The organism is Lysinibacillus capsici, from assembly GCF_020217405.1.
Lineage (GTDB): Bacteria > Bacillota > Bacilli > Bacillales_A > Planococcaceae > Lysinibacillus > Lysinibacillus capsici.
The window spans coordinates 3,595,436-3,619,053 of record NZ_CP084108.1; the positions used below are offsets into that span (position 1 = coordinate 3,595,436).

Sequence of the window (23,618 nt, forward strand, 5' to 3'; positions counted from 1 at the left end):
ATTCGGGTTCAGGTTTATTCGTTTATTTAACTAATATAATAAATGAATAGGATTAGGGATAGCACTCCGATAAAGGCTGAACTAATAGAAAGATAATGTCTTTTCTCCTCTCGGCCATAGTAATAGTCGACAAAAATAGAGCTGAAAAGGATGACAGCTAAATATCCTCCGATGATGATAGTAAATAAAATCCACCCTTTTAACATGAATAGCGGAAGCATAATGATATTCAAAATTTTAATAGCCCAAACAGCACGTCTATGATGACTATTGACATACTCCTTTGGTATATTAAACATTTTCCTCATTAGTTTATCGCCAAGCATTTGGATAGCTAGAAAAATAACTAGCATAACGATTAAACCTGACATTCCCAATTTAGCATCTTCTTTGAGAGCAAGATCTAAATAAGCCTTGGCCAGCTCTTTATTATCTACTTTATAAAATGAATGGTTGTCATAATCAACAATTCCGATATCCTCCTCGTTTATGAACATTTTCAGCTTTATAACCTGCCCTTTTTCAAACTCTACCCAGACATCACGTTGTAATCTAAAAAAGGTACGCTCATTCATTTGTGTCATTGTAGCTTGCTGTAATAGTTGATGTAATAACTCTTTTTCTGAACTTTGCTCCATTACCCGTTGTCCAATGACAAACCCAGGTCTTCCAGCCTTAAAGATCTCCTCATCCGAATTATAAATCATTGTATATTTTTTTATTGATTGCTGCTGTGCTAATTGAACAATTGAAGCATGTTGCGTTTGCTCTATCTGCCCTAATGGACCGATTTCTATTATCAATAGAAACATGACAATCGTGCCTATGATGATCAAGGGATATGTCCAGCGTCTTGTTTTTTTTGTTTTCCGCACTTGCCGTAAAATATCCTCCTGTAAGGATTGTGTAAATCGTGGTGCTTCGCCAAGTTCTTGATCCAATTTCTCTTTAAAAGTTGTCATCCATTAACACCTCCCACTCACTATTCACTAATTTTTCCTGTAACATTTTCCTTGCCCGATGCAATCTGGTTTTAACTGTATTTTCTGCACATGTAAGAATATCTGCAATTTCTCTAACCTTTAATTCCTGATAATAATAAAGAATGACGACTTCTCTATAAGTAATAGGTAACTCAAATAAAGCATTTGTTAAGGTTGTCCGTTCATCCTGTGCTAATAGCATCGTTTCTGGTGTTCGTTTACTTGCACCAATATGCAATTTTTCAAAAAGTTGATGGCGTTTATTTTTCCAGCTTCGTAAATAATCATGACTTTTATGTACAGTTATTTTAACTAAATAGGTTTTTAGAGATGCTCTTTGTTCAAAGCGATCCTGTTGCCGATAATAAGAAAAAAAGACATCCTGGACTATTTCTTCAGCTATTGCCCAGTCCTTTACATAAAGATAAGCCACTCGTAAGCAATATTCTCCGTGTTCTTGCATAATGGTCGCTAAATGCTCACTCACCCAAACACCTCCTATTCACATTCACTCTATAGTCGTAACCCAATCTTAGTTGGTTTCAAAAAAATCCAAAAAGTTGCATTAACACGATGGACATAAAATGAAAAAATCTTCACACAATAAAAGGGTATTTTATCTTGAATTATTCTGGCAACCATAAATATGGATAGTCACTACCAAAGATAGAACGAACATTTTTTACACTGAATTTATTCGTATGCCATGTCGCATACTTTTTTTCTATTATCTATTGAATAACTAGCGAAAAAACTGTTATAGTGAGATTGTTTGTCTGACGTCTGACTAATTAAGATCTTTAGCTGTTCTTCTGAAATTGGAACATCAGGACAAAAAATCACAGATACTTATGGAGGAACTTATGAGATACTTAATTTCCCTTTGTGGATTGTTACTTGTTTTTACCTTAGCTTTATTAATGAGTAAAAACAAAAAAGAAATAAAATATAAATATATAGCAGTTATGTTGATCATCCAATTTTTATTGGCAGCTTTATTACTTAATACAACAGTTGGCTATGTGCTAATTAAAGGAATCACCAAAGTATTTGATCACTTATTGTCCTATGCAAATGCGGGTATATCATTTGTTTTCGGTGGCTTAGCAAATGAAGGAGAATCACCCTTCTTTTTAGCAGTTTTATTACCGATCGTCTTTATATCTGTTCTGATTGGGATCTTGCAGCATTTTAAAATTCTTCCCTTTCTAATGAAATGGGTAGGCTTATTTTTAAGTAAAGTAAGTGGTATGGGGAAGTTGGAATCCTATAATGCTGTTGCTTCTGCTATGGTAGGCCAATCAGAAGTGTTCATAACTGTTAAAAAGCAATTAGATAAGATTGCACCTCAACGAATGTATACATTATGCGCATCTGCTATGTCGACTGTTTCGATGTCAGTAGTGGGGGCTTATATGACGATGATTGAGCCAAAGTATGTTGTTACAGCCATTGTATTAAACCTGTTTGGTGGATTTATTATTGTTTCCATCATTAATCCATATACTGTGGATGAAAAAGAAGATATCTTAACAATTGAAGATGAACAGAAGCAAGCGTTCTTTCAAATGATTGGCGAATATATTATGGATGGCTTTAAAGTAGCCATCATTGTTGGGGCGATGCTTATTGGTTTCGTAGCATTAATGGATTTAATCAATTCACTATTCGATATGATAATTGGTATATCGTTCCAAGAAATATTAGGCTATATCTTTGCACCAGTCGCTTTCCTAATGGGTATCCCATGGGCAGATGCTGTTGCTGCTGGCGGTATTATGGCAACCAAATTAGTGACAAACGAATTTGTTGCTATGATTAACCTTGGCGATGTTGCCGAGTCCATGAGTGAACGTACATTAGGTATTATTTCTGTATTCCTCGTATCTTTTGCCAACTTTTCATCAATCGGAATTATTTCGGGAGCTGTAAAAGGTTTGAATGAAAGGCAAGGGAATGTCGTTGCTCGATTTGGTTTAAAGTTGTTGTACGGCGCTACACTCGTAAGTATCCTAACAGCTATTATTGTGGGATTGATTATTTAAATTGTTTCAGGAACTATTTAACTGCACTCAGATAGAGGGGTGCAGTCCTTTCTTATTGCTTAAGGTTACTCCAAATTAAAAAATGTACATTACTAAAATTGAATTTAGTAATGTACATTTTTACTTTATATCTCTTTATTTTACGACAATATTGACAAGTTTGCCTGGAATAACGATGATTTTCACTAAGCTCTTTCCTGCCATGTATTCTTGAACCTTTTCATCGGCAAGTGCTACTTTTTCAATATCCTCTTTTGAAGCATCTTTTGCTACGACGATCTTAGCACGTACTTTACCAGCAACTTGTACTGCAATTTCTACTTCATCATCCACAAGCTTTGCTTCATCATATGTTGGCCATTGCTCATATGAAAGTGTTGAATCGTGTCCTAATAGCTGCCATAGTTCTTCTGCAATATGCGGAGCGATTGGAGCTAGCATTTTCACAAAGCCTTCAGCATAAGTCGTTGGAATCACATCAGCTTTATAGCAATCATTAATAAAGACCATCATTTGTGAAATAGCTGTGTTAAAGCGGATGCCTTCATAATCCTCTGTCACTTTTTTCACTGTTTGGTGGTATGATTTTTCAAGTGATTGATCGTTAGATACTTGAATTTTTGCTGAAATTGCGCCATCTTCCTCATTGACAAATAGACGCCAGATACGGTCTAAGAAGCGGCGTGCTCCATCTAAACCATTTGTCGACCATGCAACAGAAGCCTCTAGTGGGCCCATGAACATTTCATATAAACGTAATGTATCGGCACCATGTGACGTAATGATTTCATCTGGGTTGACAACATTGCCCTTAGATTTAGACATTTTCTCGTTACCTTCACCTAGAATCATTCCCTGGTTAAATAATTTTTGGAATGGCTCTTTTGTATGAACAACGCCTAAATCATAGAGAACTTTATGCCAGAAGCGAGCGTATAGTAAATGCAATACAGCATGCTCCGCACCACCAATATAAATATCCACTGGTAACCAACGTTTTAGTAACTCTGGATCTGCAATCGCCTCTGTATTTGTAGGGTCGATATAGCGTAGGAAGTACCAGCTCGAACCTGCCCACTGCGGCATTGTATTTGTTTCACGACGCCCTTTTTTACCTGTCTCCGGATCGACAATATTTACCCATTCATCAATATTTGCTAATGGTGATTCACCAGTACCTGATGGACGGATATTATCTGTTTTTGGTAGCATTAATGGTAATTCTGATTCTGGAACTGGCGTTATCGTGCCATCTTCCCAATGAATCATTGGAATTGGTTCACCCCAATAACGCTGACGGGAGAATAACCAGTCACGTAGACGATAAGAAATTTTCTTCTCCCCTACACCTTTTTCCGCTAACCATTCAATGGCTTTCGCAATGCCATCTGCTTTATTTAAGCCATTCAGGAATTCAGAGTTAATATGTTGACCATCACCTGTAAATGCTTCTTTACTGATGTCTCCACCTTCAAGGACAGGAACGATGTCTAAGCCAAATTCTGTTGCGAATTCATAGTCTCGTTCATCATGCGCTGGCACCGCCATAATAGCACCTGTACCATAAGACACTAACACATAGTCAGCAATCCAAATTGGCACTTTTTTACCGTTAATCGGATTCACTGCATAAGCACCTGTAAATACGCCTGTTTTTTCTTTCGCTAAATCTGTACGCTCTAGGTCCGATTTCATTTTAACTTTCTCTAAATAAGCCTCAACAGCTTGGCGTTGGTCAGCTGTTGTAATTTGTTCCACTAATTTATGCTCTGGTGCAAGCACACAGTATGTAGCACCAAATAAAGTATCTGGACGTGTTGTGAAAACTGTGAAGTTTTGATCTGAACCATCAATGGCAAATGTCACTTCTGCCCCTTCTGAACGGCCAATCCAATTGCGTTGCATATCTTTAATAGATTCAGGCCAATCAACTTCTTCTAGGTCATCGATTAAACGATCAGCATAGGCTGTAATTTTAAGCATCCACTGCTTCATTGGTCGGCGTTCTACTGGATGACCACCACGCTCTGATTTCCCATCAATTACTTCTTCGTTAGCTAATACCGTGCCAAGTGCTGGACACCAGTTAACAGCTACTTCATCCACATAAGCTAAACCTTTCTTATAAAGCTGGATAAAAATCCATTGTGTCCATTTATAATACGCTGGATCAGTTGTGTTAATTTCGCGATCCCAATCATAGCTGAAGCCTAGCTCTTGAATTTGACGTTTAAATGTCGCAATATTTTTAGCTGTAAATTCAGCTGGATCATTCCCTGTATCAAGTGCATATTGCTCAGCTGGTAAACCAAAAGCATCCCAGCCCATTGGATGAAGTACATTATAGCCTTGCATACGTTTAAAGCGTGATAGAATATCAGTTGCCGTATACCCCTCTGGATGGCCTACATGTAGTCCTGCGCCAGATGGATAAGGGAACATATCTAATGCATAAAATTTAGGCTTCGCTGTTTCATTTTCAGTTTTAAATGTTTTGTTATCAGCCCAATATTGCTGCCACTTTTTTTCAATTTGTTCATGATTAAAACTCATTTTTTTTCCTCCTTCAATTGATCGTGCTGCTCTTCATCATAATTGACAAAATATTTGAAAAATAAAAAAACTCGCCCCTTTCTTATAGAAGGGACGAGAGAATTTGTACTCCCGCGGTACCACCCAAATTAGTGATTACACTCGGCTCAAGCTTCCTTAACGCGGAAGAAACGACACACGCTGTTTCACGCGGGCAGACTCAGAAGGCGAGTTCAACTTGCATTCTTACTAGCTCCCACCAACCGCTAGCTCTCTAAAAAGAACCACAAATCTACTATTCCTCATCACAGTCTTTACATGATATTGCATTTATTCTAATGGAAAGTATTGAAAAGCACAAGCCTTTGTTTACAGCTTACCCATTACTGAACAATTAAATCCTTTTCTTTATTAGACTTTGATAAATCCTTACATTCATGAAAAGCAAAATGCTGACAACCAATGCATTGATTGGCGTTCAAATAATGGAAAGCTTTTGTAATCGCTTCTCCTGTATGCTGAAAAAAATGTTGCGCGCCTATTTTATCGTAAAGACCATTGTGCTGAAGAGCACCCTTTAAATCTCCTTGCACACCCGTCACCAAAATAGTACCGCCCTTTGCTGTATAATTTTCAATGATATTGCTAAAATATGCTTCTCCAGTAGAATCCATAAAGGGCACTTTCCCCATCCGTAATATCAAAACTCTTGGCTGCTGATGCAAAGTACTTTCAATCGTTTGTTCAAACATTTGTGCAGCACCAAAAAACAACGGCCCTTCAATTGTATACATACTAATTTGCGGGCAATCATGCTGCTGATGCACTACATGTGGCTGTACCTTTTCACTTTTATTTGAATGATCTGGAAGTACTTTTGTAACAACAAGCTTTTCACTCATGCGTTTCGCAAATAATAGCACAGCCAGCACAAGCCCTACCTCAACTGCTAATGTAAGACTAGTGAATACCGTTAATAAAAAGGTAATCAATAATACTAGTGTGTCGCCTGATTTTAATTTTGCGATATGTGAAAAATGATGTCGTTCACTCATATTCCAGGCTACGACCATCAGTACCGGAGCCATGCTTGCTAACGGAATATGAGATGCATATGGAGCTAATAACAATAATGTGATTAAAACAAACACACCATGAATGATACCCGACATGGGGGATACTGCGCCTGTTTTGATATTGGTCGCTGTGCGTGCAATGGCGCCTGTTGCTGGAATACCACCGAATAAAGGCGTCACAATATTAGCAATCCCCTGACCAATTAACTCACGATTACTGTTATGCTTACTATTTGTCATTCCATCCGCCACAACTGCCGATAATAGAGACTCAATACCACCTAGCATTGCAATGACAAACGCGGGACCAATAAGTTGTTGTAATCGTTCGAGCGTGATGTTCGGTAAGGCGAAATGAGGTAATGTATTAGGAATTTGACCATAAGCGGTTGCAATAGTAGCAACTTGTCCTGAAAAGAAGAAAGTTGCCATCAATGTAGAGACAACGATACCAGCTAATGCTCCAGGAACCTTTGGAAAAAACTTTGGTGTTATCATTATTGTCGCCAAGCATACGACGGCAGTAAGAATACTATACGTATTTGTCGTACCAAGCTGCTTAATGATTTCCTGTATGTTGGCGATAAAATATTCATGTCTTTTAACATTTATTAGTCCTAGAAAGTTAGCGATTTGACCTGTAAAAATAATCACAGCTATCCCTGCTGTAAAACCAACTGTTACAGGACGTGGAATAAACTTAATTAAAGTCCCTAACTTAAAAAAACCCATGACACAAAGCAATACCCCTGCCATTAAACCGGCAAGTAATAAATCTTCATAGCCATAGGTAAGTACAATCCCCAATAGAATTGGCACAAATGCCCCCGTAGGCCCACCTATTTGATATTTAGAACCGCCAAAGAGAGAAATAAGAATACCTGCAATGCAAGCCGTATAAATCCCATATTCTGGTTTCACACCCGATGCTATGGCAAAGGACATGGCAAGCGGAATAGCAACAATTCCCACAATAATCCCTGACAATAAATCCTTCTTTACATGTTGAACTGAATATCCTTCAAAGCGTCCTGTAAACAGTGACTTCATAGATAAATCTTCCCTTCGAAATAATAAGCAAAGCCCAATTTGTCATCATCATTGATTTACTTATTCTCTTTGTCACCTTCATTACTTGTCATTTCCTCTAATCTCGAAATGGTATGAACCAAATGGTTATTAAAAATATCCTTTGCCACCCCAAGTAATGCACCAATCATTGGGTCACTTAAAGAATAATAAACTTTTTTTCCTTCCTTGACGCCATAAACGATGTTTTTAGCACGCAATACACTTAATTGCTGAGAAACAGCAGAACCCTCTTTCTCTAAGCAATCTTGAATCTCATTGACACTTTTCTGTCCATCTACAAGGAGTTCAAGTATTCTAATGCGTAACGGATGTGCTAATGCTTTAAAAAAATCCGCTTTAAACTGTTGTAAGCCCTCTTCCATAAAAACCCCTCCATATAACTACATATTCAAATATTTGAATATGTATGATTGTAATCCTGTCATAACATTTTTTCAATATCTACTATAAAAAAAGAACAAAAACAAGTGCTTAACACTCGTTTTTGCTCTTTTTAAGTGCGATATTATTAATCTGCTACTATTTTGTTCTTCTTTAAAGGATAATCGTATGTTAAACATGGAATAATCGCCAATAGTACGATCACCACCAATGTTAAAACGAGAGGAATCATGCCAAATTGATCTACCATAATACCACCAAATAGTGGACCAATCATCCGTCCTCCAGTAGCAGCACTATTGATAATCCCTTGATAGAATCCTTGACGACCTTTTGGTGCCAGTTGATTAGCAATCGTTGGTAATGCTGGCGTATAAAACATTTCCCCAAATGTTAAGACAAGCATCGCTGCTCCAAACATTTTAAAATCGTTTGCAAAGGCAATAATACCAAAGGAAAGTGCGATCAGCGTTACACCAAATACTAACTGACGCTTTAAATTGTTTTCCCAACGCTTTACGAGCGGTGCAATGAGCGGTTGCCCAATGACAATTAGAAGACCGTTGATTGTCCAAAGTAGGCTGTATTGCTTTAATCCCAATCCTAAATCTTGTGTATAAGATGAAATGGTTGCACTCCATTGAGAATATGCTAGCCAGCATAAAACAGAGGATGCACTAATTATTAACAAAGCATAGAAAGGTGCCTTGTTTACGATTCGTTTACTTTCACTCAAGACATTTTTAGGTGCAATACTGCCCTCCTCCAAACGCTTAAATGTAAATAAGGCAATGAAAAAGAATAAAATATACATACCTAAATTTACTTTAAACACATAGTCAAATTGATAATCTGCCACTATACCTGCAAGGGCAGGACCTACGGCAACACCGACATTTTGTGCTAAATAGATCGTATTAAAAGCCTTACGTCCACCTTCGGGCCAGGCAGCTCCAGCTAAGGCAAACATACCCGGAAAAACAATGCCCCCACTAAAGCCTAGTATCGTTAAAAACCACACATAATGTGGCCAACCATGCCAAATTGTTAAGCCAATTAATGAAGCAATCGTTAACAGAATACCAAGCATAATAGCTTTATAGCCACCAATTCTATCAAATAAGTAACCGCCTAATAGATTGCCTATTACTCCAGCAGCAGAATTCAGCATTAAGACAAAACCAGCCATAGCTAAAGATTTACCTAAATAATCATGCATATAAATGGCATTCAAAGGCCATAAAAAAGAGTTGCCTGTTGTGTTCACAAGCATTCCGATAATTAAAAACCAAACACGTTTTGGCATAGAATGACCTCCATTATTTCGCTTCTCTAAATAGCTAGTGTATGCTGAAATACTTAAAAGTACAAGGAAAATAAATTTACCTTTTTTACAAGACTTCTATCCTATTTTCCATCATATTTAGTTTTGTTCTTTTCCATTTTTCTTTATCCAAATCTTGATAATACCCTTACCCCATGACGGAACGAAATGCACATGATAGAATAGAGCGTTAGAGGAGTGAAATAAATGACAGAGACGAATTTTCCTTTTCCTTCAGAGGGGAAAAGATACTATACATGGAATCGCTATTTACGTGACCAATTTGGTCATAAAGTATTTAAAGTGGCCTTAGATGCAGGCTTTGATTGCCCTAACCGCGACGGCACAGTCGCTTTCGGTGGCTGTACATTTTGCAGTGCTGCTGGTTCTGGTGACTTTGCTGGCAATAAGGTAGATCCAATTGATGTTCAATTTGCTGAAATCCGAGACAAAATGCATCAGAAATGGAAGGATGGCAAATACATGGCTTATTTCCAAGCCTACACAAATACACATGCCCCTTTGCCAGTTTTAAAAGAAAAATTTGAAGCAGCTTTAGCGCAAGAAGGTGTAGTAGGTCTTTCTATTGCTACTCGCCCTGATTGTTTACCTGATGATGTTGTCGAATATTTAGCAGAGTTAAATGAGCGGACGTATTTATGGATTGAGCTCGGTCTACAAACGGTACATGAGAAAACGGCTAATCTTATTAATCGCGCCCATGATTATGCAACGTATGTGGAAGGCGTTGAAAAATTGCGTAAGCATGGCATTCGTGTTTGCTCACACATCATTAATGGGTTGCCTCTCGAAGACTATGACATGATGATGGAAACGGCACGAGCAGTTGCTCAATTAGATGTCCAAGGCATTAAAATCCACTTACTTCATCTATTAAAAGGAACGCCTATGGTGAAGCAATATGAAAAAGGTATGCTAGAATTTTTAGATCAAGATGTCTATACAAAACTAGTAGCAGACCAATTGGAAATTTTACCACCAGAGATGGTGATTCATCGTATTACAGGTGATGGACCGATTGATTTAATGATTGGACCAATGTGGAGTGTCAATAAATGGGAAGTACTGAATGGCATTGACGCTGAGCTTGAACGTCGTGGTAGCTGGCAAGGGAAGTTGTATAAGACAGAGGTTACGAAATGAAACTACAACGCGTTTTACAATATGCCCAGCAGTTATTAAAAGATAATATAGAAGAGGGAGATACAGTTGTTGATGCAACTGCTGGAAACGGTCATGACACATTGTTTCTGGCACAGCTTGTTGGGGATGAAGGGCAAGTTTATGCCTTTGATGTCCAAAAAGAGGCGGTTGACGCGACACTCCTCCGACTTTTAGATCATGGTTTAGAACATCGAGCGCTCGTTTTAAATAAAGGACATGAAGAAGTCACACAGTTTGTACACAAGCCAGTAACTGCGGCAATCTTTAATCTCGGCTATTTACCTGGTAGCAACCATGATATTATTACAAGACCTAATACAACAATCCAAGCTATTGAAAATATATTAAAGCTCTTAAAAGTGGGCGGTTTGATTGTTCTTGTTATTTATCATGGACATCCAGGTGGAAAAGAAGAACGTGATAAGATCATTGATTATGTAAGTCAACTTCCACAAAAATATGTCCATGTCTTAAAATACGCATTTCTTAATCAACAAAATGATCCACCATTTGTCATTGCATTAGAGAAAATGAAAGAATACCCTATTTAATAGTAATGTGGAGAACATACTAAAAGGCGATCAGCTAGTTGCTATAAAACTAGCTGATCGCCTTGCTCTTTATCTACTTGTTATTTCGTTTTTCGTTATAGTCAACCCAGAAATCTGCACCTTTAATTCCTAATTTACGAGGATCAAATACTGGATCTTTTCCTTCTTTTTTCTGTTTCTCGTAATCTTTTAATGCAACAATAGCTGGTTTCATAATAATTAAAATAGCTATAACGTTAATCCAAACCATCAGACCAAGGCCCACATCACCCATTGCCCATGCTAGACCAGACGTACGGATTGTACCATAGAAGGCCGCAACTAAAATGGCAATTTTGGCAATCCAGATGAATACCTTTTCTGTGCTACCTCTAAATAAGTAAGCAACATTTGTTTCTGCAATATAGTAGTAAGCCATAATTGTTGTAAAGGCAAAGAAGAATAACGCTATGGCTACAAACGGAGCTCCAAAGCCAGGTAATGATGAGTCAACTGCATATTGTGTATACGCAGCTCCTGCTTCAATACTTTTTGCAAAAGTCATTTGCTCATCACCAGCTAACCCACCACTATTGAATTCTCCAACATGAATAAATGGATCTGCGCCTTCAGCTGCCTTTTCATCTTGTACATTGTACATACCCGTAAATAAAATCATAAATGCGGTAGCAGAACAAATTAATAATGTATCAATATACACAGATGCTGCTTGAACAATTCCTTGCTTAGCAGGATGCGATACTTCCGCAGCTGCCGCAGGGTGGGCCCCAGTTCCTTGACCAGCTTCATTGGAGTAAATTCCACGTTTAACACCCCAAGCAATCGCTGAACCAATAACCCCGCCAAAAATTTCTTGAGCACCAAATGCACTAGAAAAAATTAATCCGATAACTGTTGGTACTTGTGAAATATTCATAAAAATAATGACTATTGCCATAATGATATAAGCTAATGCCATAAATGGTACAATAATTTGAGCAGCGTTTGCAATTGATTTAATACCACCAATGATAATAGCACCTAGTAACACAACAATTATAAGTCCTGTGATCCATGTATCCAAACCAAAAGCGTTTTCAACAGCACCTGCGATGGCATTTGACTGCACACCAGGCATCAAAATTAACATTGCAATTAAAGCAGCTACAGCAAAAATAACTGCAAACCATTTTTGACCCATTCCTTTTTCTATGTAAAAGGCCGGTCCACCACGATATTCTGTATCTTTCTCTTCTTTATAGATTTGAGCTAATGTTGACTCTACATACGCGGTAGCCGCACCAATGAAAGCGATTGCCCACATCCAAAAGACAGCACCAGGTCCTCCCATTCCAATTGCTGTCGCAGTACCAGCAATATTACCTGTGCCTACACGTCCTGATAATGCGATAGACATTGCTTGGAAAGAGGATATTCCCTTTTCCGATTTCTCCCCTTTAAACATTAAAACAAACATATCTTTAATGTGCCTTACCTGTAGGAACCTTGTGATAATTGAGAAAAATAACCCAATCAATAAGATACCATAAATAAACCATGGTCCCCATAAAATACCATTCAACTTCTCCACAATTACATCCATTTTACCCCTCCAATTTAAAATACCTTACTTTAGTTCATTATAGTATTACACTTTTCAGAAAATTACAATATTATTTTTGAGTAACAATATTTAAGTAAGTAACCTAGTAAATGGAAGGGTATAAACCTATTTAATTATATAACCAATTCTTCGAAGAGCATTATTAATAAAGTCTCGTGTATACATAAAAATCTCTTCGCGCTCTCCCTCATGAAATAAATTATGATAACAATTTGCCCATTCTTTAAACTGAAATTCTGTGAATTCCTGTTGATGAAGCCAATTTCGGGTGTGGCGAGTGTCCGTAATTTTATCCTTCTCAGCTGTCATAATGAGCATAGGCATATTTGGCATTTCACCTTTAGGCAGCATCACTAAATTTTTCATCATCTGCTGAAGCTCTCGGTACCATTTCACAGAAACAACCGACATGAGCGGTACCTCATCTTTCATTTCTTCTCTGCCTTCAACACTACGCGTTAATTTCTCTAATGTAATATCATGTGTTAGTTTCACATTGGCTGTTAACGCACTTAGACTTGTTAAAGCATTTGTTAATTTACCTGGTAATAGCTTTAGTTGCAACCAAGGTGATGTTAAAATAATGCCTGCACATTCATATTGTCTCTTTTGCAGTGTATGGAGGATTAATGTTGCACCTAGTCCATGACCTATTACAAAGGTTGGTAAATTATATGAAAAAGCATTCTCAATCAGGTTTCTTGTATACTTATTGTACAATTTGAAGTCTTCATCATGGACTCGAGCAAACCTTGCATTACCCCCATGATTCGGTAAATCCCCCATGACTATGTGGAAGCCTTCTAATCTTAATTTTTCTATCAGCCATGCATACCAACGGTGATTTTCATAAGCACCATGAAGAATAGCAATCACAGCTTTTGCTTGTCCATCAGCTTCCCATTTCCACATTTACATAGTCCTCCTAAAAAATAATTACACTTTGATTATATCGAAATAAATAGCATATTTTAATTTTATATTTCCATAAAGTTGCGTATTTGATACGATAATACTACATTATAGAAAGAAAAGAGGCGATTTTCATGATTTATCCATTTAAAGATAAAACGCCAAAGATCGATCCGTCTGTTTTCATTGCTGATTACGCAACTGTTACGGGCGACGTAACAATTGGCGCCGAAACAACCATTTGGTTTAATACGGTTATTCGTGGTGATGTTTCCCCAACGATTATCGGTAAACGTGTCAGTATTCAAGATCTTTGCTGTTTACACCAAAGCCCAAAATATCCGCTCATTATTGAAGATGAGGTAACAGTTGGACACCAAGTCACTTTACATAGTTGTACAATTCGCAAAAATGCCTTAATTGGTATGGGATCCATTATTTTAGACGGAGCTGAGATTGGAGAAGGTGCATTTATTGGGGCAGGAAGCCTAGTACCTCCTGGTAAAGTCATTCCTCCAAATAGTCTAGCATTAGGTCGTCCAGCAAAAGTTGTCCGAGAATTAAATGCTGAGGATAAAGAGGATATGGAACGCATCGTACGAGAATACGCAGAAAAGGGTCAATATTATAAATCAATTCAGAAATAAATAATCTACACAAAAAAATTAATACCAACGAAAAAATCCCTCGCGTTTTCGTGTACCGAATACGTTCACGAATCCTAGCGAGGTATTTTTTATAAAAAAACAAAAGGAGCAATATTGCTCCTTTGTTTATTAATACATTAGAATAATTTTTTAATGACTTCATTACTTTAGTTCAATAGTTTATAAACGTGCTTTTTCTCGTAACGCGTCTGCTTTATCAATTTGCTCCCATGGTACATTTAAATCTGTACGACCAAAATGTCCATACGCAGCAGTTTGTTTATAAATTGGACGACGAAGATCAAGCATTTTAATGATACCCGCTGGGCGTAAATCGAATAGCTCGCGTACCCATTCAACGATCTCGCTTTCTTTCACTCTACCTGTTCCAAATGTATCGACAGCAATCGAAACAGGCTGCGCAACGCCAATCGCATAGGCAAGTTGCACTTCAGCACGCTCTGCTAAGCCAGCTGCTACGATGTTTTTCGCTACATAACGTGCTGCATATGCCGCTGAACGGTCTACCTTGGTTGCATCCTTACCTGAGAAGGCACCACCACCGTGACGTGCATAACCACCGTATGTATCAACAATGATTTTACGTCCTGTTAATCCAGCATCACCTTTTGGTCCACCAATTACAAAACGGCCAGTTGGATTGATAAAGTATTTCGTATTAGCATCTAATAATTCACTTGGTACAACTGGTGCAATAACAAATTCTTTTAAATCTGCTTGAATTTGTTCAAGTGTTGCTTCTTCATCATGCTGTGTTGAAATAACAATTGTATCCACGCGAACCGGTACATTATTGTCATCATATTCTATCGTTACTTGCGTTTTACCATCAGGACGTAAATAGGCAAGTTCACCGGATTTACGTACTTCTGTTAAACGGCGTGCTAATTTGTGTGCCAAGCTAATTGGTAATGGCATTAGCTCTGGTGTTTCATTACATGCATAGCCAAACATTAAGCCTTGGTCACCAGCACCAATTGCTTCAATATCTGCATCTGTCATAGAGCCTTCACGTGCCTCTAATGCCTGATCAACACCTTGAGCAATATCAGGTGATTGTTCACCAATAGCCACAAGCACCGCTAAGTTCTCAGCATCAAAGCCATATTTACCTCGTGTATAACCAATTTCAGCTACAGTGTCACGAACAATACCTTTAATATCTACATAAGTAGAAGTTGTAATTTCTCCTGCTACTAATACTAATCCTGTTGTTACAGTTGTTTCACACGCTACACGTGCATTTGGATCTTCTGCTAAAATAGCATCTAAAATGGCATCCGAGATTTGGTCACAAATCTTATCTGGATGTCCTTCTGTTACACTCTCTGATGTAAACAGTCGACGGTTTGTCATTTGGTTTTCCTCCTAAATACTCTTACAATAAGTAGTTGTGTATGAATACGGTACTCATTACCCATGTCAAGTCCGCTCCTAAGGATTGAACTCTCAAGCCGTTACTGCTGCTTTTAACACGAGGATTTCGAAAGATCCGTCATTATAATAAGGAAAGAACTACATATACTTACCTTTACATTAATTTTTAACAATAAAAAAATCCTTTTCTCACGTTACTTTACATGAGGAAAGGAATAATGACTGCGTAACCTTTCACTCTTATCGTTCAAGGGATGTTCCCTTGCATCAGGTTGGCACCAACGCATGTCGTGAAATAGTTCATGCAGGTTGCCGGGTTTCACAGGGCCTGACCCTCCACCAGCTCGGGATAAGAGTATCCGTTCAATCTCATGTTACTGAAAAGGTCGAACGTTGTCAAATATTTTCTTATGTATTACTGTATAGAAAGGAAAGAACTTATTACACAAAAACTTTTCATACTTGGATGATGATGTAAATAGAAGCAAATTAATCCCTACAACATACCTAGCTACTTGTGGTAACATATGTGTGGCTCAATTTTCATGCCTAATTACAGTAGGATTGATGGTATTCTCCTCGAAAAACATTATTTTTTGTCAGTTTATTGAAAAGTGGTAAAAACTCTAAAATAATTTCTTAATTAGTATAGATTATTTAAGCAATTGTGTTATACTATTTTTGAAATTAAGAAAAAATCCCTCTAAATCAAGGGAATACTATAAAAAAGGATGGTATTTAATCGATGAATTCAGTAGAAATTGCAAACGAACTGAAGGAATTATTAAACGGCGGTAACATTAATGTTCAACTTTCAGTACCACAATTAGCAGAAAAAGCTACATCTCGTGGTGAAGCAATGTTAACAGTAGATGGCGCAGTTCGTGCAGAAACTGGCAAATACACTGGTCGTTCACCTAAAGATAAATATACGGTAGAAGAAGAAAGCACAAAAGATCAAATTGACTGGGGTAAAGTAAACCAACCAATTTCTTCTGAAGTGTTCGATAACCTATATGTAAAAGTAATAAAATATTTAAAAGAACGTGACGAGTTATTTGTATTCAAAGGCTTTGCAGGTGCTGACAAAGATTCACAATTAAGCATTCAAGTTATTAATGAATACGCATGGCACAATCTTTTTGCTCATCAATTATTTATCCGTCCAACAGCAGATGAATTAGCTTCTCATGTTGCTGACTTCACTGTCATCTCAGCTCCTAACTTTAAAGCAGATCCTGCGGTTGATGGCACTGCTTCTGAAACATTCATCATCGTATCACTTGAAAAGAAAATTATTTTAATTGGTGGTACAGAATATGCTGGTGAAATGAAAAAATCTATCTTTGGTATCATGAACTACTTATTACCACAACAAGGTATTCTTTCAATGCACTGCTCAGCAAACGTTGGTGAAGCTGGCGATGTGGCGTTATTCTTCGGTCTATCTGGTACTGGTAAAACGACGTTATCAGCTGATCCTGATCGTAAGCTAATCGGTGACGATGAACACGGTTGGTCTGATAATGGTGTGTTCAACATTGAGGGTGGTTGCTATGCAAAAACAATCAACCTTTCTGCTGAAAAAGAACCAGAAATCTACAATGCAATCCGCTTCGGCTCTGTATTAGAAAACGTAGCTGTTGATCCAGAAACTCGTATTTGTGACTATGACGATGGTTCACTAACAGAAAATACACGTGTAGCTTATCCAATCCAATACATCGAAAATATCGTTGATCCTTCTGTTGCAGGTCATCCAAAAACAATCATCTTCCTAACAGCTGATGCATTTGGCGTGTTACCTCCAATCAGTAAATTAACAAAAGAACAAGCAATGTATCACTTCCTAAGTGGGTTCACTTCTAAACTTGCTGGAACTGAACGTGGTGTGACTGAGCCAGAACCAGTATTCTCTACTTGCTTCGGTTCTCCATTCCTTCCGCTTCCTGCAACAGTATACGCAGAAATGTTAGGTCAAAAAATTGACGAGCACGGTGCACAGGTATACTTAGTAAACACTGGTTGGACTGGTGGCGAATATGGCACAGGTAGCCGTATGAAACTTTCTTACACACGTACAATGGTCCGTGCAGCAATCGATGGTAAATTAGCAGATGTTGAAACAACACAAGATGCTGTGTTTGGTTTACACATTCCAACAGCAGTTGAAGGAGTACCTTCAGAAGTGTTAAATCCTCGTGAAGCTTGGGCAGATAAAGCTGCATACGATGCAAAAGCTGCTGAGCTTGCAGGCTTATTCAACGAAAACTTCAAGAAATTCTCAAACGTTTCTGAAGCCATCACTGCACTTGGTGGCCCATTAAAGTAACGTCTATATAAAAGACAAAGGGAACAAATTATTCGTTCCCTTTGTCTTTTTGTTTTCTCTACGCTTTATTGTTGTTTCATCCACTTGCAAAGAGCACGGACAGTTTCACGATTTTTTGCTGGTGGATATTGATGTGCATAGTGAAGATCATACCAAGTTTCGAATGATTTATTTGCTTCCTCTAAAAAAAATGCCAATTGTCTGGCATGTTCAATATCCACATTTTCATCACGATAGCCATGAATGATAAGAACGGGAGCTGTTATTCGCTCTATCTCAAAAAGAGGTGTTCTTGCATCATATGCTTCTGGTACACGATTAGGTGTTCCTCCAATAACGCGCTTCATCATCCTTCGCATATCTGTACGTTCCCAATAGGTGGCCGTTGCATCAGAAACACCTGCCCATGTTACAACAGAAGTAATATCCCTTCTTAAAATGGCTGTCCACAGAGCCATAATACCACCTCGTGAAAAACCAAAAACATGGATATTGTCATTGCAGAATTGTTTGAGTACATCTACGGCATAGACCGCATCGTAACGGTCTGCCCCTGCAAACTCGTCACGACCCTCTCCCCCACGATTCCCACGATAATATGGGGCAAATACGATAAAGCCCTGCGCCGCAAATTGTGCAATACGAGAGGGTCTTACCATCCCAATGCTTTGCATGCCGCCTCTTAAATATAAAAAGCCATCATATGTACCCTCTGTCTTTGGCTCTGCTAATAGTCCTTTTATACGTAAGCCTTGTGAAAGATAGGTTATTTCCGTTAAACTTATAGCTGGATTTGGTGAAGGATAGGGGCGTTTTTCGATAATATCACCATTGTGTGTCACGATGTTTCAGCTCCTCCAGCATTTTCTTCATCCCATCATCCTTCATGTGAAAACTCAAGTTAGGATGCTGAACAAATTCTTCATCGGTTAACCAAAGCATGCCTGACGTTTCTAAATCAAATTCTATATCCTCTTGCGCTAAAAATTGTGCAGTGAAAACGGTTTTACAAAAAACGATTTCATCATACACTGCATACTCTGCAAACCATTGAAGATTTTTCACATGAACACCCGTCTCTTCAAAAACTTCTCGAATCGCCGCCTCCTCTAATGTTTCGCCTTCTTCTAATTTCCCCCCTGGCACTTCTACACCACGTCGTTTATGGACAGTACATAACCATTTATTTTCATACTTTAAAAGGACAAGGACGTGTTTAGGTTCTACTTTAAATTCGCCTCTTGTAAAACTCAAATCTACTTGTAGGCCATGTAAATCTGTAAATGTTAACATCTCTTCACCCTCACGTTCTTTCTTGTTGCAAAACAAAAGTAACTTTCTTCATCATTACTTCTATTTTATGGACAGAATTTAATCATCATTCCTATTCCTATCTATATTAACTATATTGTAAACCTACAATGACAAGCAACCCTAAGCTACAGTCTTATAAAGCATGAAAAAAGCGTGCTTCATAGGAAGACACGCTTTTCTTTAAATTACTTGCTGACCGTCAAAATAGACGATAGGACTTTTCACAACACAATCAATATGAACATCTGACGCATTGGCTCCACCAAATGGCGCATTACTACCAAAAGCGATATGGATGGTCCCATACACCTTCTCATCCTCTAATACATTGCCACATAGGATAGCACTTTTATTGGCTCCGATGCCAAACTCAGCAATAACTCTACCATTGCCTTCACCAAGTAATGCCAGTAGTCGTGGACCATCAGGACCGATTGCTTCTTCTAAGCGACCATTCTTTATTTTTAATAATAATGGCTCTTTTAAGACACCAATATTAGCAATAGAGCCATCTACTAAAATCTCTCCATTCGCAGATGTTTCTATTGGTGCAATATAGGATTCTCCTGAAGGAATATTCCCATACTCACCAGGTTGACGAATAACCCCTGTGGAACGAATGCCAAAACGACCTTCTACACTAAACGTCAGCTCATGACCATCCTTGACAATACGAATATCTTTTGTCGTATTAAGTAAAAGGACATATTTTTCTACCGTAGCTTCGATCTCCTGTGCATCTGCATGAAGGGCACCTTGCTCCAGCATCTCCAATGTTACCCCTGGCATTGTTGCTACACGTCCACCCTTTTCACAGGCATGTTTACGAGCTAGTGTATGTGTTAGGGAGTGGGAGGTAATACACAGTGTAACATCGGTATTTGCCATAAGCTCAGAAACTGCATGGATTGGTTCCTGCCCAGATTTCTCTAACAGGGGCATCACCATAAACATTGTATTTGCAGTAATTGACAGTCCAGCTTCATAAAAAATTTTCGCGATGTCTTGTTTGTGGCTATCTGTCAAAATTAATAGTGACTCAGAAAATTGAACATTTAAATGGCCTTTTAAAACATTTAGTGCAATATCATGTAAATGATGCATAATAGGGCTCCTTAATTAAAATTCAAATGATATCTACGAATAATTCCTTCTATTTCATTTCTAGCTTCCGTTAAAGGTCCCAAAAAATCTGGAACACGTTGCTCTGTAAAACGATAAATTGGTCCAGAAACGGTAATAGACGCTACGACCTGTTCCTCACTATTAAATATAGGCATAGCTAGCGCCAATACATCGACCGAATACTCACTGTTACTAAGTGCATAGCCACATGTTCTAATTTTTTCTAGCTCTGCCCTTATTTCTGTGGCATCTGTCATCGTATTATTTGTATAAGCTGTTAATGGTTCATCTATAACCTTTGCAATTTGCTCTTCATTTAAAAAAGCAAGCATCGAACGATAAGATGCTCCTACATACAGTGGCGATCTACTTCCTCTTGAAACTGTAAACTTCACCTTATTTACAGGCTCTGCTTTTAGTAATGTTAACGCTTCCAGTCCATTCAGTACGGTAAAAATAGCTGTTTCACCAGTGACATCCTTTAATTTCTCAAGAACTGGCATACATAGCTGATCTATGTTTAATGAATCATACATATTCATACCTATTTCCCATAATGCAATACCAAGAGAATATTTTTTTGTTATAGGATCTTTTGTTATAAACCCATTATTTTCGAAGGTTTCAAGAATGCGATATAAATTTGTATGATTCATGTTCATCGCCAGTGCTAACTCTCGACCACCCCATGTGGGCTTTTCCTTTGTAAACATTTTTAAAACCGCAATTGATAAATTTAATGTCTTTAGCATATCTCTCATCCCTCTGAACTATTTATCTGTACAAACGGCTGCAAATCTCTCTCTTAAGGGGGAAATAATCGACAGATTTAGCAGCCGTCAGCACCTGATATCACTTTATCAAAAGTAAGAGAGTAGCTAATCTCTTACTTTTGATATAGGAAATCAACAGCAGCAGTTATATAAACTTTTGCACAGCGTACGATATCCTCAACACGCACTTTTTCATTATAACCATGAATACTTGGTAAATAAGCTGGGCCGTATTGCAATACAGGAATATCATATTGTCTGAAATGACGAGCGTCACTGCTTGCCCATTGCATGACACCATATGCCTCTTGCCCTGTCACATACGATATATTTTCCACTATCGATTGGCATACAGGATTTTCAGCAGGCGTATAATTGGCGACGCTTTTGAAGCCAAAACGTTGGATTGAATAATCGATAGCCAAGCCATCTAGTTTAGTTGTCAAGATTTCAGTTACCTCTTCTTGTGTAATACCAAATGGTAAACGACAATCGACCTGGACCTTACAGTAATCTGGGATTACGTTTGACTTCGTACCTCCCTCAATTGTACCAATATTTACAGTAATTTTCTCTAAAACTTCTTGATATTTCAAGCGATCTTTCTCCACTTCACGCATGTATTTTTTTGATACCTTAATAAGTGGCTGTACCTCTTCAGGAATTGTGATTTCTACATCCCATAGTGTACGAATCTCTTCTATAGCTCGAATTGCATCGACAATGGCATTTCGTCCAGCCAATGGTGATAGACTTCCATGACCAGGTTCCCCACGCACCTCTAATTCAAACCAGTAAGAGCCCTTTTGTCCAATGGTTGGGTTTAAAGGTGAAGAGGGCTCAGCGATTAAACAACCATCTCCCTGCACATAGCCTCTCTCTAACAGCCAAGGAACACCGAATTCACCGCCAGTTTCTTCATCTGGTACGATCGCCAAAGTTAATTTCCCTGGTAGTTCAATGTTCAGTTTCTTTAATAGCTTTGCTGCAAAAATAATACCTGCTAAACCGGCTTTCATATCACTCGCCCCACGTCCAAGCATCCAGCCATCCTTCACTTCTCCTGAAAACGGATCAAAATCCCATTTTGATAGATCACCGACAGGAACAACATCGGTATGGCCACAATAAACGAGTTCTTTTCCTTCCCCATTTCCAATAGAAGCTACTAAATTAAACATTTTATCAGCAGCTTCATATTTTTGATAAGTAATGCCTACATCATTTAAATAGTTTTCGATAAAAGCTGTTATTTCAGTCGTATCCCCTGGAGGATTGACACTTGGAATTTGAATGAGCTTTGAACAAAACGCTATCAATTCATCTTGATGATTTTCAACTGCCTCTACTAATTGCGCTTTAAGTGCTTGTAAATCATTCATGTGTGTGTACCTCGTTTCCTTTCGTTTGTAAATGACTCATGCTACCATATAAGCCTTTCATATGTGTAAATTGTGTTTCATCAAAGAAAGAGCATTTATTAGCACCATAAGTTTTTGCTACCTCTAACACAAATCGCACAACATTTTCTACATCTGTGACATGGGTTGCACCTGTTGCACAGCCTGCCACAACAGATTCAGTTGTAATCGCTACACCTACAACAGGGCTAGATGTTGCAACTGCTGGTTGTAAAATACTATTGATATGGAATAAACCATTACCATACGGTGTAATGTCTTGCATCGTGATTGGCAGGACAACTGGAGAAATGCCAGCAGATTGTGTATATACGTGCAATAAATCATCACTAATTTTTAATATGTAACCTTCTTTGACAGTTGGCGTTATCGCAAATCCTTTATGGTTACATACTTGATTGCCTTTTGTTGTATCAATGGATAGAATAGCATCCATTGTATCTTCTACTTCATTTTCGTTCATGACACTAATATCCACTGGCGAGTTCATAAATGGCACTGGCTCATGTGGTAAGGTTGGAGCTGTTGGACAAATATGTGTGGAGAAAATAACGTCACCCTCTAATTGATCACCCTTTAAGGCCATATCAATAGCTTTTGCTGCTCCTGCCAGACATGCCAGTGCGCCGTCTCCATCTGATACAAAGCCTGTCATTTCAGGGCGTGCTCCAATACCACCTAATCGTCCTATAATTCCTAATGTAGGTGCATTCCCGCCAGAGGATTTGCCGTTCTTTCCTTTCACGAGGACGCGAACAAAATCAGTTGAGCCGCTTTCGCCTTGAATAGTTTTTACCTTGACATCTGCTGTGGAATCAATATTGTGTAAATACTCTTTAATCGTGTCTCCGTTTACATAAATACTATCCATTACCTCGTATAATTCAATAACATGCTTCAATGACATAATCAGTCCGCTCCTTT

General features: G+C 38.2%; 20 protein-coding genes, 1 riboswitch and 1 other annotated feature. Of the genes, 5 read left to right on the forward strand and 15 right to left on the reverse strand.

Annotated elements, in window-relative coordinates:
* Positions 1-26: 26 nt before the first annotated feature.
* Positions 27-962, reverse strand: a complete 936-nt coding sequence (locus LCP48_RS17640; protein ID WP_216485358.1) for a DUF4181 domain-containing protein — start codon at positions 960-962, stop codon at positions 27-29.
* Entirely contained in the window at positions 949-1,470 is a 522-nt protein-coding gene (locus LCP48_RS17645) for a sigma-70 family RNA polymerase sigma factor (RefSeq protein WP_202341382.1), read from the reverse strand. Before LCP48_RS17645 ends, LCP48_RS17640 begins: the two co-directional genes overlap by 14 nt.
* Positions 1,471-1,846: 376 nt before the next feature.
* On the opposite strand from LCP48_RS17645, the gene LCP48_RS17650 reads away from it, so the two are divergent.
* The gene (locus LCP48_RS17650) at positions 1,847-3,028 is read left to right on the forward strand and encodes a NupC/NupG family nucleoside CNT transporter (protein ID WP_301281691.1); all 1,182 of its coding nucleotides are present in this window, start codon (positions 1,847-1,849) and stop codon (positions 3,026-3,028) included.
* Between the two features lie 135 nt (positions 3,029-3,163).
* On the opposite strand, the gene leuS is transcribed toward LCP48_RS17650, so the two are convergent.
* The 4 genes from leuS to LCP48_RS17670 all read right to left on the reverse strand — a co-directional run bounded on the left by leuS (position 3,164) and on the right by LCP48_RS17670 (position 9,415).
* Positions 3,164-5,581, reverse strand: coding sequence for a leucine--tRNA ligase (gene leuS / locus LCP48_RS17655; protein WP_004226007.1), 2,418 nt, complete (start codon positions 5,579-5,581; stop codon positions 3,164-3,166).
* Between the two features lie 86 nt (positions 5,582-5,667).
* Positions 5,668-5,878, reverse strand: a binding site (T-box leader).
* A gap of 65 nt (positions 5,879-5,943) precedes the next feature.
* Entirely contained in the window at positions 5,944-7,686 is a 1,743-nt protein-coding gene (locus tag LCP48_RS17660) for a SulP family inorganic anion transporter (protein WP_004226004.1), read from the reverse strand.
* Positions 7,687-7,742: 56 nt separating this feature from the next.
* Positions 7,743-8,090, reverse strand: coding sequence for an ArsR/SmtB family transcription factor (locus LCP48_RS17665; protein WP_009371446.1), 348 nt, complete (start codon positions 8,088-8,090; stop codon positions 7,743-7,745).
* Positions 8,091-8,236: 146 nt separating this feature from the next.
* The gene (locus LCP48_RS17670; protein ID WP_216485357.1) at positions 8,237-9,415 is read right to left on the reverse strand and encodes an MDR family MFS transporter; all 1,179 of its coding nucleotides are present in this window, start codon (positions 9,413-9,415) and stop codon (positions 8,237-8,239) included.
* A gap of 225 nt (positions 9,416-9,640) precedes the next feature.
* Between LCP48_RS17670 and LCP48_RS17675 the strand changes: the two genes are divergently transcribed.
* Together LCP48_RS17675 and LCP48_RS17680 are read left to right on the forward strand one after the other, a co-directional pair.
* Positions 9,641-10,597, forward strand: coding sequence for a tRNA modification radical SAM protein MnmL/YtqA (locus LCP48_RS17675; RefSeq protein ID WP_004225990.1), 957 nt, complete (start codon positions 9,641-9,643; stop codon positions 10,595-10,597).
* A complete protein-coding gene (locus LCP48_RS17680; protein ID WP_004225988.1) occupies positions 10,594-11,169 on the forward strand; it encodes a tRNA 5-(aminomethyl)-2-thiouridylate-methyltransferase MnmM in 576 nt (191 codons plus the stop codon). Before LCP48_RS17675 ends, LCP48_RS17680 begins: the two co-directional genes overlap by 4 nt.
* Positions 11,170-11,242: 73 nt before the next feature.
* On the opposite strand, the gene LCP48_RS17685 is transcribed toward LCP48_RS17680, so the two are convergent.
* Both LCP48_RS17685 and LCP48_RS17690 read right to left on the reverse strand, forming a co-directional pair.
* The gene (locus LCP48_RS17685) at positions 11,243-12,751 is read right to left on the reverse strand and encodes an alanine/glycine:cation symporter family protein (protein WP_004225986.1); all 1,509 of its coding nucleotides are present in this window, start codon (positions 12,749-12,751) and stop codon (positions 11,243-11,245) included.
* Between the two features lie 126 nt (positions 12,752-12,877).
* Positions 12,878-13,684: an alpha/beta hydrolase gene (locus LCP48_RS17690; protein ID WP_004225984.1), complete on the reverse strand. Its 807-nt coding sequence runs from the start codon at positions 13,682-13,684 to the stop codon at positions 12,878-12,880.
* 134 nt (positions 13,685-13,818) lie between these two features.
* On the opposite strand from LCP48_RS17690, the gene LCP48_RS17695 reads away from it, so the two are divergent.
* Complete coding sequence (locus tag LCP48_RS17695) at positions 13,819-14,331, forward strand: gamma carbonic anhydrase (RefSeq protein WP_004225983.1); 513 nt, start codon at positions 13,819-13,821, stop codon at positions 14,329-14,331.
* Positions 14,332-14,511: 180 nt separating this feature from the next.
* Here the strand turns inward: LCP48_RS17695 and metK are convergent, their stop codons facing one another.
* Entirely contained in the window at positions 14,512-15,708 is a 1,197-nt protein-coding gene (metK, locus tag LCP48_RS17700; RefSeq protein WP_004225981.1) for a methionine adenosyltransferase, read from the reverse strand.
* A 258-nt stretch (positions 15,709-15,966) separates the two neighbouring features.
* Positions 15,967-16,085, reverse strand: a riboswitch (SAM riboswitch).
* 389 nt (positions 16,086-16,474) lie between these two features.
* Between metK and pckA the strand changes: the two genes are divergently transcribed.
* Complete coding sequence (gene pckA, locus LCP48_RS17705; protein ID WP_009371451.1) at positions 16,475-18,061, forward strand: phosphoenolpyruvate carboxykinase (ATP); 1,587 nt, start codon at positions 16,475-16,477, stop codon at positions 18,059-18,061.
* Between the two features lie 65 nt (positions 18,062-18,126).
* On the opposite strand, the gene LCP48_RS17710 is transcribed toward pckA, so the two are convergent.
* The 6 genes from LCP48_RS17710 to LCP48_RS17735 form a co-directional block, all read right to left on the reverse strand.
* Entirely contained in the window at positions 18,127-18,903 is a 777-nt protein-coding gene (locus LCP48_RS17710) for an alpha/beta hydrolase family protein (protein ID WP_009371453.1), read from the reverse strand.
* Complete coding sequence (locus LCP48_RS17715; protein ID WP_004225966.1) at positions 18,887-19,354, reverse strand: NUDIX domain-containing protein; 468 nt, start codon at positions 19,352-19,354, stop codon at positions 18,887-18,889. The genes LCP48_RS17710 and LCP48_RS17715 overlap by 17 nt, the downstream gene beginning before the upstream one ends.
* Positions 19,355-19,555: 201 nt before the next feature.
* Entirely contained in the window at positions 19,556-20,479 is a 924-nt protein-coding gene (locus LCP48_RS17720) for an aminopeptidase (RefSeq protein WP_004225964.1), read from the reverse strand.
* 11 nt (positions 20,480-20,490) lie between these two features.
* Entirely contained in the window at positions 20,491-21,252 is a 762-nt protein-coding gene (locus LCP48_RS17725; protein ID WP_004225962.1) for an IclR family transcriptional regulator, read from the reverse strand.
* Between the two features lie 134 nt (positions 21,253-21,386).
* Positions 21,387-22,655 (reverse strand): M20 family metallopeptidase, encoded by a 1,269-nt coding sequence (locus tag LCP48_RS17730; protein ID WP_004225960.1) that lies wholly within the window; start codon positions 22,653-22,655, stop codon positions 21,387-21,389.
* Positions 22,648-23,601: a DUF1177 domain-containing protein gene (locus LCP48_RS17735; RefSeq protein ID WP_004225958.1), complete on the reverse strand. Its 954-nt coding sequence runs from the start codon at positions 23,599-23,601 to the stop codon at positions 22,648-22,650. The genes LCP48_RS17730 and LCP48_RS17735 overlap by 8 nt, the downstream gene beginning before the upstream one ends.
* Positions 23,602-23,618 lie beyond the last annotated feature (17 nt).

Excerpts from the sequence above, each read along its gene's own strand:
- LCP48_RS17640 (WP_216485358.1), bottom strand. The coding sequence starts at position 962 with ATGACAACTTTTAAAGAGAAATTGGATCAAGAACTTGGCGAAGCACCA.
- LCP48_RS17650 (WP_301281691.1), top strand. The coding sequence starts at position 1,847 with ATGAGATACTTAATTTCCCTTTGTGGATTGTTACTTGTTTTTACCTTA.
- leuS (WP_004226007.1), bottom strand. The coding sequence starts at position 5,581 with ATGAGTTTTAATCATGAACAAATTGAAAAAAAGTGGCAGCAATATTGG.
- LCP48_RS17660 (WP_004226004.1), bottom strand. The coding sequence starts at position 7,686 with ATGAAGTCACTGTTTACAGGACGCTTTGAAGGATATTCAGTTCAACAT.
- LCP48_RS17665 (WP_009371446.1), bottom strand. The coding sequence starts at position 8,090 with ATGGAAGAGGGCTTACAACAGTTTAAAGCGGATTTTTTTAAAGCATTA.
- LCP48_RS17670 (WP_216485357.1), bottom strand. The coding sequence starts at position 9,415 with ATGCCAAAACGTGTTTGGTTTTTAATTATCGGAATGCTTGTGAACACA.
- LCP48_RS17675 (WP_004225990.1), top strand. The coding sequence starts at position 9,641 with ATGACAGAGACGAATTTTCCTTTTCCTTCAGAGGGGAAAAGATACTAT.
- LCP48_RS17680 (WP_004225988.1), top strand. The coding sequence starts at position 10,594 with ATGAAACTACAACGCGTTTTACAATATGCCCAGCAGTTATTAAAAGAT.
- LCP48_RS17685 (WP_004225986.1), bottom strand. The coding sequence starts at position 12,751 with ATGGATGTAATTGTGGAGAAGTTGAATGGTATTTTATGGGGACCATGG.
- LCP48_RS17690 (WP_004225984.1), bottom strand. The coding sequence starts at position 13,684 with ATGTGGAAATGGGAAGCTGATGGACAAGCAAAAGCTGTGATTGCTATT.
- LCP48_RS17695 (WP_004225983.1), top strand. The coding sequence starts at position 13,819 with ATGATTTATCCATTTAAAGATAAAACGCCAAAGATCGATCCGTCTGTT.
- metK (WP_004225981.1), bottom strand. The coding sequence starts at position 15,708 with ATGACAAACCGTCGACTGTTTACATCAGAGAGTGTAACAGAAGGACAT.
- pckA (WP_009371451.1), top strand. The coding sequence starts at position 16,475 with ATGAATTCAGTAGAAATTGCAAACGAACTGAAGGAATTATTAAACGGC.
- LCP48_RS17715 (WP_004225966.1), bottom strand. The coding sequence starts at position 19,354 with ATGTTAACATTTACAGATTTACATGGCCTACAAGTAGATTTGAGTTTT.
- LCP48_RS17720 (WP_004225964.1), bottom strand. The coding sequence starts at position 20,479 with ATGCATCATTTACATGATATTGCACTAAATGTTTTAAAAGGCCATTTA.
- LCP48_RS17725 (WP_004225962.1), bottom strand. The coding sequence starts at position 21,252 with ATGCTAAAGACATTAAATTTATCAATTGCGGTTTTAAAAATGTTTACA.
- LCP48_RS17730 (WP_004225960.1), bottom strand. The coding sequence starts at position 22,655 with ATGAATGATTTACAAGCACTTAAAGCGCAATTAGTAGAGGCAGTTGAA.
- LCP48_RS17735 (WP_004225958.1), bottom strand. The coding sequence starts at position 23,601 with ATGTCATTGAAGCATGTTATTGAATTATACGAGGTAATGGATAGTATT.